Here is a 17,292-nt window from a genome sequence, read left to right as displayed (position 1 = left end):
GTTATTTCAGCTTACGCTTTTATTTGTCTTTATTCGTTTTTCTAAAAGCCTCTAAAACCGCTGCGGTTACAATAAGAACGCCGCCCAACCCCTCAACGAAGCTCAAGGTTTCATTCGCAATGAGCACCGCAGAAATCACAGCAACAACCAACTCCATAATAATGATAATGGAAGAGCGGCTCGCAGGTAGATGGGTCACTCCCCACTGCGAACCATAATTAGAAATCAGCAACCAAACCAGGCCATAAAACACCAATAATTGCCATGCTGGCAGTGAAATATCATTTGGCATTTCAGCACCCTGTACAAAAAACAGAAGCCCCGAGAGTAGTGCTGTACCGATAAATAAAGCACTTAATTTGGGCACCATTGGAATATCTTGATGGGCACGAAATGCAATATTATTCATGGCAAATAAAAAGCCAGATAATAAGGCAATACCATCAATCCAAGTGGGTGGCGACTCAAAGACTTTAAAGCCACCAACAATCAAAAACGCACCACAAATAGAAAGCCCTGCCGCCATCCAACCTTTGTAATCCACATGCTCATTTAATAGAAACTTACCACCCAAAACACCCCATAACGGCAAAAGATAAAACAGCACCATGACACGGATAATTTCGCCATAGATGAGTGCATAGCTAAACGCGAAGTTTGCCCCACCGCCCAAAACTAAAATGATTAACCAAGCTGCTAAGTGACTTTTAAGATAACTACGCTGTTTAATCAATAACGGCAAAAAGACTAACGACAACAAGCTATAAGCAGCAAAAATGAGTAAAGGGCCATCAAATCCCATTTGATTTAAAGATTTAAGCGGCAACCAGCTTAACCCCCAAAAAAAGGACGCGATAACTAAGACAATAACGGGAAACTCTGGCTTTTGCGATAAGGTTTGAAAGGTTTTCAACATGATATTATTTCTGGCTCTATAAATTGGCTGAAGTGGGCTTTTTCATTGTTATTCATCCACTGATTAATTTCGTCAATATCCGCAACGGGGGCTTGGGTAAACGGCAGTAGCTGACAATAGCCATCAGGCCCAAACTCGGGGGTTAATGTTGAAAAGGCATACTGATTTATTTTCTGTGCTTGCCAAAAAAATTCCCAAATGGACTGGTGAGACTTTAAAGCGGCTTGATATTCTGGTAAGGCTGGATGAGGAACTTGCGGGCCTTGATCGTAGCCTACTCGTCCATGAATATGATGCACATTATTCGCAATCGCATGAATGGTTTCTATTTCAGAATCCATTAAACGTTCACACACCACACACCAATGGCTAATATCAGCGGTTAACTTTATTTCTGGCAAGGCTTCAACCACACGTTGTGTAATCCAAGGAGTGAACAATGAGCGACTACGATGGGTTTCAAAACTTAAGGTTACACCATACTCCATACCCAGGCTCATAGCTTGCGCAAAGAAATCAATCGACTTGGATTCCTCCCAAGCATCACACCCCGTAATACAAGTGGCAAATAAGGGATTAAGAGACAGTGAACAATCCAACTGAAATTTAATATCATCGAGATGCTGCTGAATAGTCCAATTGCGATTGGGAACATAATCACCTCCGGTGACAATTTCAGCAATATAATCGCACTCAAAATCCGCCAAGGCCTGTGCCCAACTATTTTGTTGATTTTTATCTTTAGGAGCCTGACCTTCAATCCCCGTAAACCTATTATGAATGGCATTTTGACAGGCCTGGTCAATCGGTAGAGTATTTCCCCAGAGTGTTTTGAATGTTTTTAATTGCATAAAATTATTGTCCCTTACTATTCAAAAAAACCAGGGAATCGATTATGTTTTTGAAAGAACTGCCAATCATGATTTGGCCAAAGTGCGGCATTATTTTGTTGGCTAAACTGTTTCAATTTTTGAATACTCTCAATCGCCATCGATTCGTTGTCTTGCCAACACAGCCCAGGGGCAATCTCTTGTTCGATATTTTCAACTAAATCTGCGGCATCGCCAGCCAATACAATGGGCCGGCCTTTGGGTAGTTCAATATACATAGACATATGCCCTGCGGTATGCCCAGGCGTTTCAATCGCTCTCACACCTGGCACTAAATCATACTCTTCTGTTTGAATTTTCCAGTTAAGCGGTAAGTCAAAATCCGAGGTGAAGTAGGCTTCGTCTTCAAGGTTTTTAGCCGCATTCATCTCTTGCGCGTGTACATGTACCTCAGCGTGACAAAACTCACATAAACCACCCGCATGATCAAAATGTAAATGACTACAAAACACCACATCGACATCTTCTGGCTGTAAACCTAAAATTTGTAGTTTATTAGGTAACTGCTGCTCCTCTTCCATCTCTGGCGGGCCAAAAGGAAAACCGTCATGCTCATAGTATTTTTGACGTAAATCAGGCTGTTTAATTTTTTGGTAATCACAGCCCACGTCAAACAAGATACGCCCATTATTGGTCTCAATTAAATAGGCTAAAATAGGGGCTTTAATAACTTCGCCACTACCCACCCCGCGAGTAGAAAGCGTTTTTTCATAGGTATGTTGCCCTGTTAGAATGGGCCAAAACTTTTTAACTTGAGTCATAATGATTACCTTGTAGAGTGAATTAATGGTGTCAGTGAGCGGTTAGAAAAGAGACACCATCCACCCCAATAAAAGTCTCACCTTCATCTTTTTTAACGGGTAAATTGATTGGGTCACCATTTAAAACACGTGGCACGCGGTATTTGTGAAAACTTTTAATCAGATGTTTAAAAGTCAGAATTTGTTGATAATCGTCGCCAAACATCTGTTGATGTAATTTTGGCAATCGATACCAAGGCTGCAACTGTTGCTCATGATGTACATTGTGATAACTGAAATTCAACACCAATAGATTCACCCACGGATATTTCACTGACAGCAAATTTGAGTAGGTATTATGCTCCTCAAATTCTCGGTCTCTCAATCTGGCTTCAGCACCCCTAGGTAGATCTAAAGTTTCATAGACTTCATAAGTATGTTGGTGAACATCCATAAAACGCATTACCGTTAAAAACAGCATGTAAGCGATTGGATATAACCATAATATGTTCAAAGAGATCGACGCTAACCCTGTAAACATCAACACTCTTAAGAACACTACCAAAATAATACGTGAACGATTTTGTTTTCTATTCGGTTTAACAAAAGGCAAGATCAATACTAAGGCGTGCATCACGATTTCGAGTGCGGGGATATAAGCCCACTCGAGAGCTTTAATAATTTTAAGAACGTTAGGGTGCCTTTCTAAAACTGGCCTAAAATCAAAAGAGACAATATCCGCTCGGTCAATATGGTGTCGATTGTGTTTACGTTGGATATCGCTAAAACTCGAATAGCTGTTACCTGTTATCCATAATAAGGACTCGGCAAACCAACGGTTATGCCTTTTATCCTTAAATACACTTGAATGGGCCGCTTCGTGAATCAAGTAAGCAGCAATCACCATTGAATGAGCCAATAAAGGAATACCAATCAAGTTGGTAATAAGAGGTTCCGCTAACAGTAAGCCAAACCCTAGAATATAAGAGGTTATCACATAAATTATTGCGATAACCGTCGGTTTCAAAGCATCATGATGACGAAAATATTTCGGTTTTTTAGACATTTTCACACCTCATTTGCTGAATAAAACGTGTACTAGATAAAAAAACAGCCTTGAAAGAAAAATTTCTTAAAAGGCTGTTTGGGAAACAAATCGTACCTTGTAATTACAATCCGTTTGTTAAAGAACCATCAAAATAAACATTGATATCTTGTGGAGCATCGTACACTTTGTTTGCAACGTTAAAGTCGTCAGAAACTTTTGATGAACCATAAATAGAGTCTAAGCCATCACCTTTTTTATAAGCCGCTTTCGCTTCTTCTAAAGAAAGAATTTTAGTCCCTTTTAAGAATGGTTCATATTCAGCAGGAGCAAGACCTACACGAGAAGCCATAATGCTAACCGCATCAGCATGTGTTTTAGGGTCATTGATGTAATCAACCGTTTTGTACCAAACCTTTAACACTTTTTCCCAATCTTTTTTACGACTAGAAAGACTGGCCGGATTCACGGATAAACCATCGTAAATAATTCCCGGATTGTCCGCTGAAGTAAATACCGCTTTAGAACCTGGGACCAGGTTTAAAGCTTGTCCAGAACTTGGCTGCCAAGCCACAATCGCATCAACCTCACCAGAAGCTAAAACTTGAGGCGTTTCATTTGTTGGCACATTCACTAAAGTCACATCAGATTCAGACATACCATTCGCGTCTAAGGCTGTTAATAACATCAAATGAGCCACAAACCCCACTTCCACACCGACTTTCTTACCTTTTAAATCTTTAACAGAAGCCACACCCTGCTTCGCAACCACCATATCGTTACCGTTAGAGTAGTCATTCAATAAAATCATCACACTTGGCGCGCCTGTTGAACCGGTTACCAAGGCATCACCGTTTGTCATATGCACAGCATCTAACTTACCAGCCGCATAAGCATCCATTGACGCCACATAATCAAACCATTCGAATTTAACGTCAACACCAGCTTCCTTGAACCACTTCTTCTCAATGGCCACTTCCCAAGCAACCCATCCAGGCCAATCGCTGTAACCAATTTTTAACGGCTCAGCCGCATTTGCCTGCCAGGACATAGCACTCATAGCCAAACCAGCGACCAACCCAAACGTTTTTGAAACAATCTTAGACTTCATAGCATAACTCCAGTATTACCAATTTAAAAAAGGGTAATACCTTAAAAGCAATTGGAATACCAACTTTTATAAATAGCGTTTTAAAAGGATATTGATGTAATTAAGTAATATGAAATAGAATTAAATAAACCATTTTGAACCAATAAGAAACACAAAACAGATTATTTGGTGCAAAAAACCGATTTATCAAAAATATAAACCTAAAAAGAGGAGGAAACAGATAAGTAACAGCTACAGCAGAGAGAAAAATAATACAAAGAGAAAATGAGCAAAAAATTGATTTATAAAGAAAAACGAACGAATTCGAAAAAGAATGTATATAAAAGAGATGAAACTAAATGAAAAACAAGAAAAAAAGTGGGGCGAATGACGGGGATCGAACCCGCGACAACAGGAATCACAATCCTGGGCTCTACCAACTGAGCTACATCCGCCATAGATGGCGTGATGAACACACCATAAATATGGTACGCCCATCAGGATTCGAACCTGAAACCCTCGCCTTAGAAGGGCGATGCTCTATCCAGTTGAGCTATGGGCGCGTTATCGAACCTTTTGACTATCGAACTGAAGATGGTGACCATCTTCAATTCAATAAGAATATGGTCGGAGTGGAGGGATTTGAACCCCCGACCACCTGTACCCAAAACAGGTGCGCTACCAAGCTGCGCTACACTCCGTAAGATGGGGCGTATTGTATAGACGCCCCCTATTCCTGTCAACAACAAAGATGAATATTTTTCGTTTTTTTTACAATTTAATTCACCCGCTATTTACTCGGTTAAACTCCTTGCTTGCTAAGCTATTGATTCTACTTTTAAAGCGCCCATTTTTGAGAATTCAGGATGCCAGAATCGACAAACATTTACTTTGTCTATAAAGGATATAAATGATTCCAAAATTATTAAAGTAAAAAATCGGTTATCATAATCAGCAACTTTTTTACTCAAAGTAGGATGATTAATACTATGTCTGCAAAAATTTTAGATGGTAAAGCCATTGCGGCTGAATTACGTGACTCTATTCAACAGGAAGTTGAGAAACAGGTTGCTTTAGGTAAAAAACCGCCTGGGCTTGCCGTGATTATGGTGGGTGAAGACCCTGCATCACAAGTGTATGTACGTAATAAAAAAATCGCCTGCCAAAAAGCCGGCTTCAAGGATGTTTCAGTAGTACTCCCTGCCGAGACCTCACAAGAAGAAGTACTTGCTCTAATCGATAAGCTGAATGCCGATGATGAAGTACACGGTATCATTGTACAGCTGCCTGTTCCTGACCATATCGACCCAGAAGAGATTATTGAACGTATTCATCCATGTAAAGATGTAGATGGTTTCCATCCTTATAATGTTGGTCGCTTGGCGACTCGTATGCCGCAATTAGCACCTTGTACTCCACACGGCGTTATGACGATGTTAGCTAAAACAGGGATTCCTCTACGTGGATTGAACGCGGTTGTGGTTGGTGCTTCCAATATTGTGGGTGTGCCGATGATGCTTGAACTATTGAATGAACGCGCCACGGTTACGGTTTGTCATAGTGCGACCAAAGATTTAGCGCAGAAAGTTTCGGAAGCGGACTTAGTGGTTGTGGGTGTTGGAATTCCAAACATGGTCAAAGGTGAATGGATTAAAGAAGGTGCGATCGTGATCGATGTGGGGATTAACCGTATGGACGATGGCACCCTTTGCGGTGACGTAGAATATGATACTGCGGCACAGCGTGCCAGCTGGATTACTCCAGTGCCAGGTGGCGTTGGCCCAATGACGATTGCGACATTGTTGGAAAACACCATGCAAGTGGCTTATCACTTAGATTGCAAAGTAAAATAATAAAGTTAAATAAAAATGCAACCTACCAGGCCTGGTAGGTTTGTTTTTTCATCTTTAAAAGCCCGAATTTATCTAGAGAAACTCTAATAAATTCGGGCTTTTTTGGTTTAAGGTTAAGACTTAAGTATTTAGCAGAGATTGAGCAGAAAGTTTATCGATATAACTTGTGATAAGTACCAGCTTGCGCCATCAGCTCATCATGACTACCCGATTCGATGATATGTCCATCCTCAAACACCATGATTCTATCGGCTTGGCGAATTGAGCTTAAACGATGCGCCACAATCAGAGTAGTACGATTTTCCAGAAACGGAGCTAAATCCACATAAAGTTTACGTTCGGTTTCCATATCCAAAGCGGAGGTGGCTTCATCCATAATCACCACTTTAGGGTCTTGCAGAATCATTCGTGCAATAGCCAAACGTTGTCGCTGACCGCCGGACAATTTAATGCCGTTGCGCCCGACTATCGCATCAAGCTGATTGTCTAACTCGCGAATTGTCTCGGCAAGCTGTGCTTGCTCTAGGGCTTGCCACAAGACCTCATCTGGCAAATCTTGACCTAACGTTAAATTAAAACGAATCGATTGATTGAATAGCGCTGGGTGCTGCAACACGGTGGCTACATTGGCTCGCACCACCGATTGACCGATCTCGGTAATCGGCACACCGCCATATAGAACCTGCCCTTCTGTTGCTTCATAAAACCCTAACAACAGTTGCACCAAGGTGGTTTTACCACCGCCGCTTGCTCCAACCAGTGCCAGCTTTTCACCCGCTTTGATTTCAAAATTGAGTTGGTGCAAGACCGGTTCGGTTTTACCTGGATAAACAAAACCCAACTCTTTAACCGCCACCGAAACCGCTTGATGGCCATTAAATGGATTTTGGTTCTCACTGTATTTCGGCTCTTGCTTTAAGTCCAAAACCTCGTTGATACGCTGCAATGCCCCGCTGGCCGCGCTGTAACCATATTGGATGGCGAGCAGTTCTTGTACCGGCCCCATCATGAACCATAGGTAACCGAATACCGCAATCATCTGCCCGATAGACAAATCCGAAAACACCACCATCAACATGCCCGCACCTCGGAACAAGTCGAAACCGACCAAGAAAATCATAAATGAGAAACGACTGGCGGCATCACTCTTCCAAGTAAAGGCTTCGGAGTGCGTTTTAATCGAGAAGGCGTGCCCCCGAACTCGGTCAAAGAAATTAGTGTCTTGATTAGCCGCCCGCACTTGTTGCAAGGCGTCCAAGGTTTCCGTCAACGATTGCTGAAACGCATCGACCGCGGTATTCTCATCCTTTTTAAGGGTTTTGACCTTACGCCCCATAATCATGGTGAAATAGACCACAATCGGGTTAAACAACAGAATAAAGATCGCCAACTGCCAGTTTAGCCAAAACAGTACCGCACTCACCCCCACCAACGAAAATAAGGCAATAATCAATTTACTGACGGTGGTACCTAAAAACGTGTCGATGGTGTTCACATCATTCAACATCGTGGCCGAAACACTGCCGCTGCCCATAGAAGCGTATTGCGCCATGGAGACACCTTGCACGCGCGCCAGCAAGTCTTTACGAATACGGAAGGTCACATCTTTGGCGATAACGGTAAATTGCTGCATTTGCCACACCCCCAAACCCAATCCCATACCGCGTAAAATCACGGTGATAATGGTGATGGCGACAATGTAATAAACCGGACCATACCAATCGGAAGAGACAAAACTCTGTAAAAACTCAACCACCAGGCCTGGTTTATCCAATAAAACTTCATCCACTAAGATTGGCAGCAACAGAGGTAAAGGAACCGTCGCCAGCATGGCAAAAAACGCGATGATATTGGCTTTGATAAGCTCTGGTTTATGCGCAACCACTAAATCGTAAATGCGTTGCCAGGTGTAAGAGCGCTCCGACAAGGCCGTTACTTTAACTTTTTTAGGTTTTTCCGCGGCCATACTTCTCATTAGCGTACTCTCTGGCTTGAGTTGAATTAATTTAGCTTAAATAGACAATTAAAGTTTTCCGTGGTCGCATTAGCCACCGTATCAAAAGGCAAGGCCTTCAAATCAGCAATCTCTTGCACCACATAACGTGTATAACCAGGCTGATTGGTTTTGCCTCTGAAAGGCATTGGCGCAAGATAAGGTGAATCGGTCTCAACTAAAATCTTGTCTAAAGGCAACGCCTCGGCAACGGCTTTTAGTTCTTTGGCGTTTTTAAAGGTGACAATTCCTGAGAAAGAGATGTAAAAACCAATCTCAATCGCTCTTTGCGCGGTGGCCAAATCCTCTACGAAACAGTGCATAATGCCGCCCACTTCCTGAGCGCCCTCTTGTTCCAGGATACTCAGGCAATCCGGCGTTGAGTTACGAGTGTGAATAATCAGCGGTTTATCCAACTGTTTGGCAATGCGAATATGCTGTTTGAAACGCTCATGCTGCCAGCTCATATCTTCTTCATCTTCAAAGTGAAAATAATCCAAGCCCACTTCACCGATTGCGATTACCTTAGGGTGTGACGCCGCTTCAATCAACTGCTCATCGGAAACCACCACCGACTTATCCTCACAGGGATGCACACCAATTGAGGCATAAACACACTCATGCTCATTGGCCAGCTCAATCACCTCTTGCCATTGCTGCGGATTGATTGCCACACATAAAATACGCTCAACCCCCAACTCTTTAGCTTTGGCAATAACCTCATCCACACTCCCGACCTTCTCTTCGGGCAAAATATTTAAGTGACAATGCGAATCAACAATCATGCTAAAGCTCCTTTTTGAATACGAGATTGAAATACGGTCTGCAATGGGGTTTCGCTTTGCTGAATACTCAGCCACTCTAAACACAGACTTTCCAATACCAGTTCCTTATTGGCGTTGGCCAACCAATTTTGCTTGGCGGTCAATACCGCTTGCTGAAAACGTAACCAGTTTTGCACTTGTCCATTGGTTACTTGTGAAGTCTGGCCTTCGGTTTGATACATCACCGAGCGCACAGCCGACACACTCCATTGGTAAAAATAATCAAACACCCGCTCCGGCTGCTGCCATTTCAACCACTCAGCCACCGATTGGGATGCGGTCTTGCGACCAGACTGAATCTGCTTCAAGTCGTTTTTCCATTGACTATCTTCATCAAACATCCCCGCTTGAATCCACTCCAAAGCTTGTAATGGCGCACCCCAGTTCAAACGCAGGGCACGCTTTATCAAAGCGTCATCACCTTGAGGATATTGGGCATGTAACCAACTGATTGCCTCGGGCATGGCCGGCGTTGTAAAATTCAACTGCTGGCAACGACTCTTGATGGTCGGCGGCAAACGATCTACCTGATGGGTACTCAACAAAAATAGGGTTTTTTTCGCGGGTTCTTCCAGGGTTTTCAGCAACGCGTTGAAAGCGGATTGATTCAGATACTCGACGCCCTCAATCCAGGTGACCTTATAACCACCCTGGTGAGAGGTTTCATTGAGCTTGTAAATCAAACTTCTGACTTGATCGACACTGATGTCTTTTTTCTCTTCTAAACGTCTTAGTTCAAAAAAATCAGGGTGCTGCTGCGTTACAAACAAGTGGCAACTGCTACATTGTCCACAGGCTTGGCCATTATGCGGCTGTTTACAGAGAGCGGCATGCGCCACCTCCTTTACAAACTCATTAATCCCAATCCCTTTTGGGCCGGCAAAGAGATAAGCGTGCCCTAAACGACCTGATAACTGCTGCCACTGTTGCCACTGAGCGGTTAACCATGGATAGGTTTGATAAACGGCAAGCGATTGACTCACGCGGTTTTCTCCACAGCCTGTTGCATGGCTTGTAAACGGGCAACAATATCTTGTTGGACTTTTTGCAAACTTTGGCTAGCATCCAACACCCGATAGCGCTGCGGAGCCAATGACGCTCTTTGCAGATAGGAGGCGCGTACCTTTTCAAAGAAGTCCTGTTTTTCCTGTTCAAAGCGGTCGGTTTCCCCGCCACGTGAAGCGACACGCGCCATGCCGATTTCTATCGGCAAATCGAAAATGAAAGTGGTATTGGGTTGAAACCCTTGCTGAACCCAATGCTCTATTTCGGCAATGCGCTCAAACGACATGCCACGTGCCGCTCCTTGGTAGGCGTAAGTCGCATCGGTAAAGCGGTCGGAAACCACCCATTTGCCTTGCTGCAGGGCGGGGAGTATTTTTTCTTGCAGATGTTGTGCTCTAGCGGCGAACATCAACAACAACTCGGTTTCCGCTTGCATCGCCGTATAATCTTTATTTAACAGTACCGCACGAATCGCTTCGCCAATCTCGGTGCCACCAGGTTCACGCGTCACGATGTGTTCAATACCCTGGCTGGTCAACCACTCTTTAATGAATTCCAAATTGGTTGATTTACCCGCACCTTCAGTGCCCTCTAAGGTAATGAATTGACCTGACATTGTGAGTCCTTTTAATAAAATTTAGTTACCGTTAAAGCCAACGATTAACAACTTGAAGAAGTTGAAATTGGCTTAACCGCCCATTGCACTATTTACTCAATAGATACTTTTGTACCGCTCGATTATGCTCTTCTAAGGTTTTGGAAAAATAATGCTCTCCGCCACCTTTAGCCACAAAATACAACGCTTTGGTTTTAGCTGGCTTCAACGCCGCCTGTATGGCTTCCGCACTTGGCAAGGCAATCGGTGTTGGCGGCAATCCATCTATCTTATAGGTGTTATAAGCTGTTTTTTTGAGTAAATCTTTTTTACGGATATTGCCATCATAGCTTTGTCCAATACCATAGATTACCGTTGGATCGGTTTGTAAGCGCATACCTATTTTCATTCTACGAATAAACACACCGGCAATCAAAGGTCGTTCTGAAGAAATGCCCGTCTCTTTTTCCACAATCGATGCCATGGTTAACGCCTGGTATGGCGTTTGATAGGGTAAATTCTTGTCACGCTCTCGCCAAGCCTGGTCAAGAGTAGCTTGTAAAGCCTGATGAGCTCTTAACACGATTTCTTTATCGCTATCCCCTGCTTCATAATGGTAGGTTTCCGGCAAGAGCAAACCTTCGATATTGGCATAAGGGTATTTGGTATCAATCGTTTTTTCAATATTCAGCAATGTTTGCAGACTTTGAATATCGTCAATATCCAACTCTTGTTTGATTTTTGGCAACGCCTGAATCATTTTAAGGGTCTGTTGTACGGTATGTCCGGCAACAATCGTCACCGGGTACTGAATGTTTTTGGCGTTTTCCAAACCATCCAATAATTCATCCACCGTCCATTGCGGTTGAATCTCAAACTCTCCCGCTTTAATCACCTGCTGCTTGTTCTGGTAACGCACATACCAGGCAAACCATTTGGGTTCTGCCATAAAACCTTGTTGATGCAATTGATTGGCCACTTTAGTCACCGAACTTCCTGGTGCAATAGTGAGATGTATTACTGTTTTATGATTGGAGATAGGTTCAGAAACAAATTGGCTATACTGGCTATAAACCCAAGCAAATCCCGCCAAAACCAGCAATAAAAAAACAACAAGTAGCCATTTAAATATACCTTTGTTAACCGACTTTGGTCCAGTTTCATTTTTTGATTGTGGGATTGTTTTCGTCATAAGCGTTAATTTAATTGATTAAGAGAAATCGCATTCTGTTGTTGCCAATCGGACCAGGCCTGGTGAATTTTCTGGGTTTGCAGAGTTTGAAAATATACGTCTAAAAGCTGGTCAACCGCTTGAATTCCACGCACCGCATTGCTGAAAAACAGCTCATCGGCCTGCAGAACATCTTCAAGTTTCAAATCGGCTTCTTGCACAGCGTAACCAAGGGTTTCTAACAAAAACAGCAATTGGTAACGGGTCGTTCCCTCTACACCACTCACATCCAACCTAGGTGTAGCGATATTTTCACCTTGAATGATAAACAAGTTCGATTGTGTTCCGCAAACCACATTTTCCAACGAATTGAGCATGATCGCTTCCGCAAAACCTTGATTGGCAATCTCGGTTCTAGCCAATACATTTTCTAAACGGTTGAGGCTTTTCAAACCGACCAGGCCTGGTTGACTGAGCAAACCAGCTTGCTGATTGGCGACCATGGTAGCTATGGGCTCATTATGGGACAAAAACAGTGCTTCATTAACCGCTGGCGCAGGTTTTATTACAAATATGCAATTTGGATTGATGGGCTCAGGCATTTGATAACCGATTCCGCCGCTACCACGGGTAATCATTATCTTGAGCACACAATCCGTTTGGAAGTTGGCCTGCAGGTATTCACTCAAGGCTTTTCTTACCCAAGTTTGCAGTTGGGTTTTGTCTAGTAGCGGAATCAACAAAGCTTCACAGGATTTTTCAATCCGCCGCCAATGCGCTGGCCAATTAAGGACTTGCTGGTTTCGTACCAAGATGGTCGTAAAAAAACCATCCCCGTATTGCAAGCCTCTATCATGGATGGATACCGAATTTAACGGCTCTCCATTCAACCAAGTATCAAGCTTAACCGAACTGACTTCACGCTTGTTTTGTGCCATATCAACACTCAATCCCGCTATCGGCAAAGTCAAAGGCTTTGATTAGGCCTTTAGCTTTATGGCGGGTTTCAGTCAACTCATTCTGTGCTTGAGAGTCGGTGACAATTCCTGCACCGGCTCGGAATTGCACGATCGGCTTACCCTGCTCTTCAAATTGAATCATGGTACGAATCAAGATATTCAAATCCAAAGAGCCGTCTAGGTTGATATAACCTAGAGAACCCGTATAGGCTTCTCTAGGCATCTTTTCCAACTCAGCCACAATCTCCATACAACGTATTTTAGGACAACCAGTGATAGTTCCTCCCGGAAACAACGCATGCACAATATCCAATGGCGACAGGCCTGGTTGTAATTTACCGCGAACATTGGAAACAATGTGATGCACGTGCTCATAAGTTTCCACCACCATCAGCTCATTGACCTCAACCGAACCTGGCTGACAAATTCGCCCTAAATCGTTGCGCTCCAAATCGATCAACATGATATGTTCGGCACGCTCTTTAGGATGTTCGATAAGTTCGGTCACCAAAGCTTTATCAGCCGCTTCAGTTTCACCCCGTTTGCGGGTTCCGGCAATCGGACGGGTTTCGACCCAAGGCGCTTGGTATTTCACCAGACGTTCCGGCGATGAGCTGACGATCTGCCAGGCCTGGTGATTATTTGCCACGCCACTATCTTGGAAATTGACCAACGCGGCAAAAGGCGCGGGATTGGATTTTCTTAAGGCTCGGTAGACCGCTAGATAATCGGTATTGGGAGCCAATTCAACCTGCCATTGGCGCGACAAATTGACCTGGAAAACATCACCGGCCAAAATGTACTCCTTAATCGTTTCCACGCCGCTAAGGTACTTTTCTTCCGGTTCCTCCTGGGTGGCCACAACCTTGACACAGGCCAACTCGTCTGCCGTATCAGCGGATTGTGGCAGTGATAAAGCTTGCACTAAGTCTGCTTCCACTTGCGGTAACAAATGGGCAAACTCAGGTTCAGCGAGCAAACTCACCAAACCCGTTGCATGTTCCACGATGATTGCGGCTGGCACTCGGGTTAAATTGGCTAACGGAAATTTAGACTTTGGGAGGTTTAAAACCGGCTCCACCACTTGAGCATAGTCATAACTGAAATAGGCGAACCAACCCCCAATAAAAGGCAATTTTGCGGGGTTAGAGATGTTTTCATCGATATTCGACTTAAACTGAGCTTGAACTTGTCGCGTAAAATCGGCGGCATCATCAAGATTGTCTAATTGAATGGTTTCTTGTGGAAAGGCAAACAGAATATCAAACTCACCTAAACCGCCTTTAGCGACACTTTCCAATAGAAACGGGTAGCGTTCTGGGTTTAACTGATGGAGTTTGGACAGATCGATTGAAGAAGTCACCAGGCCTGGTGACTCTTTGAGATTGACACGTTTAAAAATGGGCGTTTTATGACCAGAATCATTGTGTAACTGGTGATTTGCCTGACTGTTAGCCAAAATAGTCATGAATAAATAATCTGCTCTAAATTCAGTGTTTAACGAATCGTACAGTTTACTTGAGTTTTTGATTTGGTTATCAAAAAATTCATGACTTATTCAGCTAACCTCACAACGACGACCTTGGTTGAGTTATGGCAAAAGTTTAAACTTTTCCTAAAACCAAGGTTGCGTTAGTGCCACCAAAACCAAACGAGTTTGACAAGGCGTAATCGATTTTAGCGTCACGCGCACCAGTTGCCACGTAATCCAAATCACAGCCCTCTTCAGGATTCTCCAGGTTAATGGTTGGCGGTAAGGTTTGGTGTTTAATCGCCAAAGCGGTAAAGACCGCTTCCATAGCACCTGCCGCACCTAAAGCGTGGCCAGTCATCGACTTAGTCGAACTCATGGTCAAATTATAAGCGTGGTCACCGAACACCGTTTTCACCGCACCGGTTTCACAGACATCGCCAGCTGGCGTTGAAGTTCCGTGTGCGTTGATATAGTTGATTTTGCTTGGGTCTAGCTGAGCGTTATTCAAAGCGGTTGCCATACAGCGTCCAGCACCTTCACCACCCGCGGCTGGCAGAGTCATGTGATAAGCGTCGCCACTCATACCAAAACCTAACACTTCGGCATAGATGGTCGCGCCACGCGCTTTGGCGTGTTCGTATTCTTCCAACACCACGGCTCCCGCACCATCACTCAACACAAAACCATCGCGGTCTTTATCCCAAGGACGGCTCGCCGATTGCGGATCGTCGTTACGGGTTGATAAGGCACGTGCCGCTGCGAATCCAGCCAACCCCAACTCGGTAGTGGCGTACTCCGCACCACCGGCAACCATCACATCCACATCACCATATTGAATCATGCGAGCCGCATCGCCAATACTGTGGGTACCGGTGGCACACGCAGTACCAATCGCCATATTAGGTCCCTTAAGGCCAAACATAATCGACAGGTTCCCAGAAATCATATTAATGATTGAGCTTGGAACAAAGAACGGTGACACTTTGCGCGGGCCACCTTTAAGCATGGCGTTATGCTGTGTTTCGATAGAGCCGATACCACCGATACCTGAACCGATTGAAACTCCAATTCGAGTCGCATTCTCTTCAGTGATTTCTAAACCAGAATCCTGGATGGCTTGAGCACCCGCGGCAATACCATAGTGAATGAAAGGGTCCATTTTCTTAGCTTCTTTAGGCACGATATATTGAGAAACATCAAACCCTTTAAGTTCACCGCCAAATTTCACTGCATAAGGCTCGGTATCAAATTTGGTAAGATAATCAATTCCACTTTTACCCGCTAAAATATTCGACCAATTCTCTTCAACATTCAAACCAACCGCTGAAAGAACGCCTAATCCAGTAATAACCACACGACGCTTAGACAAAATAGCACCCTCTTACACTTTAATTTGTTTCAATCACCGCTGACCAAAACTCAATATGACAAAATTCATTATCGTGAGCCCTTTATTGCAATCGGCCTCACCTTGTTTCAAATACAAAAAAAGCCGTTCTAGACGGCTTTTTGGAAGCATTCGACCTTTACAGTCAATTACTTAACTCTAACTTATAGGTTAGCTTCTACGTAAGCAGTAGCTTGAGCTAAAGTAGAGATTTTTTCAGCTTCTTCATCAGGGATTTCGCAATCGAACTCTTCTTCTAGAGCCATTACTAATTCAACTGTATCTAGAGAATCCGCACCTAAATCATCTACGAAAGAAGCATCAGCTGTTACCTGATCTTCTTCTACACCTAATTGCTCAACTACGATTTTCTTTACGCGATCTTCAATACTGCTCATGGAATTCTCCAACTTGTTTTATATGATAAAAATTAAACTTTTTTAAATTTTGACGTATTTTCGCTTTATCTTCCGATATTTTCAAGCATTATTGTGCTTTTAGCGAAGTTCTATCCATCAATAAATTTTATAAAATAAATAACCCTATGATTTATAACCATTTTAAAATGGTTACACCATATACATCCCGCCATTCACATTTAAGGTTTGGCCAGTAATATAAGCACCACCATCTCCAGCAAGGAAAGTCACCGCCTTGGCAATATCTTCCGGCTGACCTAAGCTCTGCAATGGGATTTGAGTCGTTAAAGCCGCACGCTGCTCTTCCGGCAGCGCTTTTGTCATATCGGTGTCGATAAAACCTGGCGCAATCGTATTCACTGTAATGTTACGGGCACCGACTTCACGAGCCAAAGATTTACTGAAACCGATAATTCCCGCTTTTGCCGCGGCATAGTTGGTTTGTCCTGCATTCCCCATCACACCAACAACCGAAGCGATATTGATGATACGTCCGCCTTTAGCTTTCATCATGCCACGCAAACAGGCTTTACTCATACGGAAAACGGAAGTTAAGTTGGTCTGCATAATATCATCCCACTCTTCATCTTTCATACGCATCAATAGGTTATCGCGTGTAATACCCGCGTTGTTGACTAGAATCGTTGGTACACCAAACTCTTTGGTGACATCTGCCAACACATCTGTGATGGCATCCGCATCCGTTACATTCAGGCATCTACCCGCACCTTTTGCACCCGCTTCAGCCAAATAAGCTGAAATGGCTTCAGCACCTTTATCAGAGGTTGCTGTACCAATTACAGTAGCACCTTGTGCCGCCAAATCCAATGCAATGGCTTTACCGATTCCTCGGCTTGCACCTGTTACAAAAGCCACTTTTCCTGTTAACATTTTTTCCACCTTGTCTGATGCACGCTTTTAAGAATCAATA

General features: G+C 43.6%; 16 protein-coding genes and 3 tRNA genes. 1 reads left to right on the top strand and 18 read right to left on the bottom strand.

The genetic code is table 11. From position 1 onward, the window contains the following. Window positions 1–19: 19 nt before the first annotated feature. The 8 genes from L6421_RS04325 to L6421_RS04290 form a co-directional block, all read right to left on the bottom strand. Window positions 20–916 carry a DMT family transporter gene (locus L6421_RS04325; protein ID WP_237263932.1) on the bottom strand — a complete coding sequence of 299 codons (897 nt, stop codon included), beginning with the start codon at window positions 914–916 and terminating at the stop codon, window positions 20–22. Beyond that, complete coding sequence (locus L6421_RS04320) at window positions 910–1,767, bottom strand: IolE/MocC family protein (RefSeq protein WP_237263930.1); 858 nt, start codon at window positions 1,765–1,767, stop codon at window positions 910–912. Before L6421_RS04320 ends, L6421_RS04325 begins: the two co-directional genes overlap by 7 nt. A 17-nt stretch (window positions 1,768–1,784) precedes the next feature. Further along, entirely contained in the window at window positions 1,785–2,567 is a 783-nt protein-coding gene (locus tag L6421_RS04315; RefSeq protein WP_237263928.1) for an N-acyl homoserine lactonase family protein, read from the bottom strand. A 31-nt stretch (window positions 2,568–2,598) separates the two neighbouring features. After that, window positions 2,599–3,612: a fatty acid desaturase gene (locus tag L6421_RS04310; RefSeq protein ID WP_237263926.1), complete on the bottom strand. Its 1,014-nt coding sequence runs from the start codon at window positions 3,610–3,612 to the stop codon at window positions 2,599–2,601. A gap of 103 nt (window positions 3,613–3,715) precedes the next feature. Continuing rightward, window positions 3,716–4,702: an ABC transporter substrate-binding protein gene (locus L6421_RS04305; protein WP_237263924.1), complete on the bottom strand. Its 987-nt coding sequence runs from the start codon at window positions 4,700–4,702 to the stop codon at window positions 3,716–3,718. A gap of 358 nt (window positions 4,703–5,060) precedes the next feature. Then, a tRNA-His gene (locus tag L6421_RS04300) sits at window positions 5,061–5,136 on the bottom strand. Between the two features lie 31 nt (window positions 5,137–5,167). Continuing rightward, window positions 5,168–5,244 (bottom strand) — tRNA-Arg (locus L6421_RS04295). Between the two features lie 61 nt (window positions 5,245–5,305). Continuing rightward, window positions 5,306–5,382 (bottom strand) — tRNA-Pro (locus L6421_RS04290). Between the two features lie 288 nt (window positions 5,383–5,670). Between L6421_RS04290 and folD the strand changes: the two genes are divergently transcribed. Continuing rightward, on the top strand, window positions 5,671–6,534 hold the full coding sequence (gene folD, locus L6421_RS04285) for a bifunctional methylenetetrahydrofolate dehydrogenase/methenyltetrahydrofolate cyclohydrolase FolD (RefSeq protein ID WP_237263922.1): 864 nt from the start codon (window positions 5,671–5,673) through the stop codon (window positions 6,532–6,534). A 151-nt stretch (window positions 6,535–6,685) separates the two neighbouring features. Here folD and L6421_RS04280 read toward each other — a convergent pair whose 3' ends face one another. From L6421_RS04280 to fabG, 10 genes are all read right to left on the bottom strand, one after another. Beyond that, entirely contained in the window at window positions 6,686–8,500 is a 1,815-nt protein-coding gene (locus tag L6421_RS04280) for an ABC transporter ATP-binding protein (protein WP_375540392.1), read from the bottom strand. Between the two features lie 35 nt (window positions 8,501–8,535). After that, complete coding sequence (locus L6421_RS04275; protein ID WP_237263918.1) at window positions 8,536–9,312, bottom strand: TatD family hydrolase; 777 nt, start codon at window positions 9,310–9,312, stop codon at window positions 8,536–8,538. Next, a complete protein-coding gene (gene holB, locus L6421_RS04270) occupies window positions 9,309–10,334 on the bottom strand; it encodes a DNA polymerase III subunit delta' (protein WP_237263916.1) in 1,026 nt (341 codons plus the stop codon). The genes L6421_RS04275 and holB overlap by 4 nt, the downstream gene beginning before the upstream one ends. Beyond that, window positions 10,331–10,972, bottom strand: coding sequence for a dTMP kinase (tmk, locus tag L6421_RS04265; RefSeq protein ID WP_237263914.1), 642 nt, complete (start codon window positions 10,970–10,972; stop codon window positions 10,331–10,333). Before tmk ends, holB begins: the two co-directional genes overlap by 4 nt. 88 nt (window positions 10,973–11,060) lie before the next feature. Continuing rightward, window positions 11,061–12,143 (bottom strand): endolytic transglycosylase MltG, encoded by a 1,083-nt coding sequence (gene mltG, locus L6421_RS04260; RefSeq protein ID WP_237263912.1) that lies wholly within the window; start codon window positions 12,141–12,143, stop codon window positions 11,061–11,063. Window positions 12,144–12,148: 5 nt separating this feature from the next. Then, entirely contained in the window at window positions 12,149–13,060 is a 912-nt protein-coding gene (pabC, locus tag L6421_RS04255; RefSeq protein WP_237263910.1) for an aminodeoxychorismate lyase, read from the bottom strand. Between the two features lies 1 nt (window position 13,061). Continuing rightward, window positions 13,062–14,549: an aminodeoxychorismate synthase component I gene (locus L6421_RS04250; RefSeq protein ID WP_237263909.1), complete on the bottom strand. Its 1,488-nt coding sequence runs from the start codon at window positions 14,547–14,549 to the stop codon at window positions 13,062–13,064. Between the two features lie 136 nt (window positions 14,550–14,685). After that, complete coding sequence (gene fabF, locus L6421_RS04245; RefSeq protein WP_237263905.1) at window positions 14,686–15,924, bottom strand: beta-ketoacyl-ACP synthase II; 1,239 nt, start codon at window positions 15,922–15,924, stop codon at window positions 14,686–14,688. 182 nt (window positions 15,925–16,106) lie between these two features. Continuing rightward, window positions 16,107–16,340, bottom strand: coding sequence for an acyl carrier protein (gene acpP / locus L6421_RS04240; RefSeq protein WP_237263903.1), 234 nt, complete (start codon window positions 16,338–16,340; stop codon window positions 16,107–16,109). A gap of 171 nt (window positions 16,341–16,511) precedes the next feature. After that, the gene (fabG, locus tag L6421_RS04235; RefSeq protein ID WP_237263901.1) at window positions 16,512–17,252 is read right to left on the bottom strand and encodes a 3-oxoacyl-ACP reductase FabG; all 741 of its coding nucleotides are present in this window, start codon (window positions 17,250–17,252) and stop codon (window positions 16,512–16,514) included. Window positions 17,253–17,292: the final 40 nt, after the last annotated feature.

It is taken from the genome of Thiomicrorhabdus immobilis (assembly GCF_021654855.1).
In the GTDB taxonomy this organism is placed as follows: Bacteria; Pseudomonadota; Gammaproteobacteria; order Thiomicrospirales; family Thiomicrospiraceae; genus Thiomicrorhabdus; species Thiomicrorhabdus immobilis.
Note: the sequence above shows the minus strand (reverse complement) of the source record. Positions and strands in the feature narration are given on the sequence as shown.

What these genes read in the sequence shown, in the direction of transcription:
- L6421_RS04275 (WP_237263918.1), bottom strand. Translation starts at nt 9,312, where the DNA reads ATGATTGTTGATTCGCATTGTCACTTAAATATTTTGCCCGAAGAGAAG.
- L6421_RS04305 (WP_237263924.1), bottom strand. Translation starts at nt 4,702, where the DNA reads ATGAAGTCTAAGATTGTTTCAAAAACGTTTGGGTTGGTCGCTGGTTTG.
- L6421_RS04280 (WP_375540392.1), bottom strand. Translation starts at nt 8,500, where the DNA reads ATGGCCGCGGAAAAACCTAAAAAAGTTAAAGTAACGGCCTTGTCGGAG.
- L6421_RS04310 (WP_237263926.1), bottom strand. Translation starts at nt 3,612, where the DNA reads ATGTCTAAAAAACCGAAATATTTTCGTCATCATGATGCTTTGAAACCG.
- tmk (WP_237263914.1), bottom strand. Translation starts at nt 10,972, where the DNA reads ATGTCAGGTCAATTCATTACCTTAGAGGGCACTGAAGGTGCGGGTAAA.
- L6421_RS04325 (WP_237263932.1), bottom strand. Translation starts at nt 916, where the DNA reads ATGTTGAAAACCTTTCAAACCTTATCGCAAAAGCCAGAGTTTCCCGTT.
- pabC (WP_237263910.1), bottom strand. Translation starts at nt 13,060, where the DNA reads ATGGCACAAAACAAGCGTGAAGTCAGTTCGGTTAAGCTTGATACTTGG.
- L6421_RS04250 (WP_237263909.1), bottom strand. Translation starts at nt 14,549, where the DNA reads ATGACTATTTTGGCTAACAGTCAGGCAAATCACCAGTTACACAATGAT.
- L6421_RS04315 (WP_237263928.1), bottom strand. Translation starts at nt 2,567, where the DNA reads ATGACTCAAGTTAAAAAGTTTTGGCCCATTCTAACAGGGCAACATACC.
- L6421_RS04320 (WP_237263930.1), bottom strand. Translation starts at nt 1,767, where the DNA reads ATGCAATTAAAAACATTCAAAACACTCTGGGGAAATACTCTACCGATT.
- mltG (WP_237263912.1), bottom strand. Translation starts at nt 12,143, where the DNA reads ATGACGAAAACAATCCCACAATCAAAAAATGAAACTGGACCAAAGTCG.
- fabG (WP_237263901.1), bottom strand. Translation starts at nt 17,252, where the DNA reads ATGTTAACAGGAAAAGTGGCTTTTGTAACAGGTGCAAGCCGAGGAATC.
- acpP (WP_237263903.1), bottom strand. Translation starts at nt 16,340, where the DNA reads ATGAGCAGTATTGAAGATCGCGTAAAGAAAATCGTAGTTGAGCAATTA.
- folD (WP_237263922.1), top strand. Translation starts at nt 5,671, where the DNA reads ATGTCTGCAAAAATTTTAGATGGTAAAGCCATTGCGGCTGAATTACGT.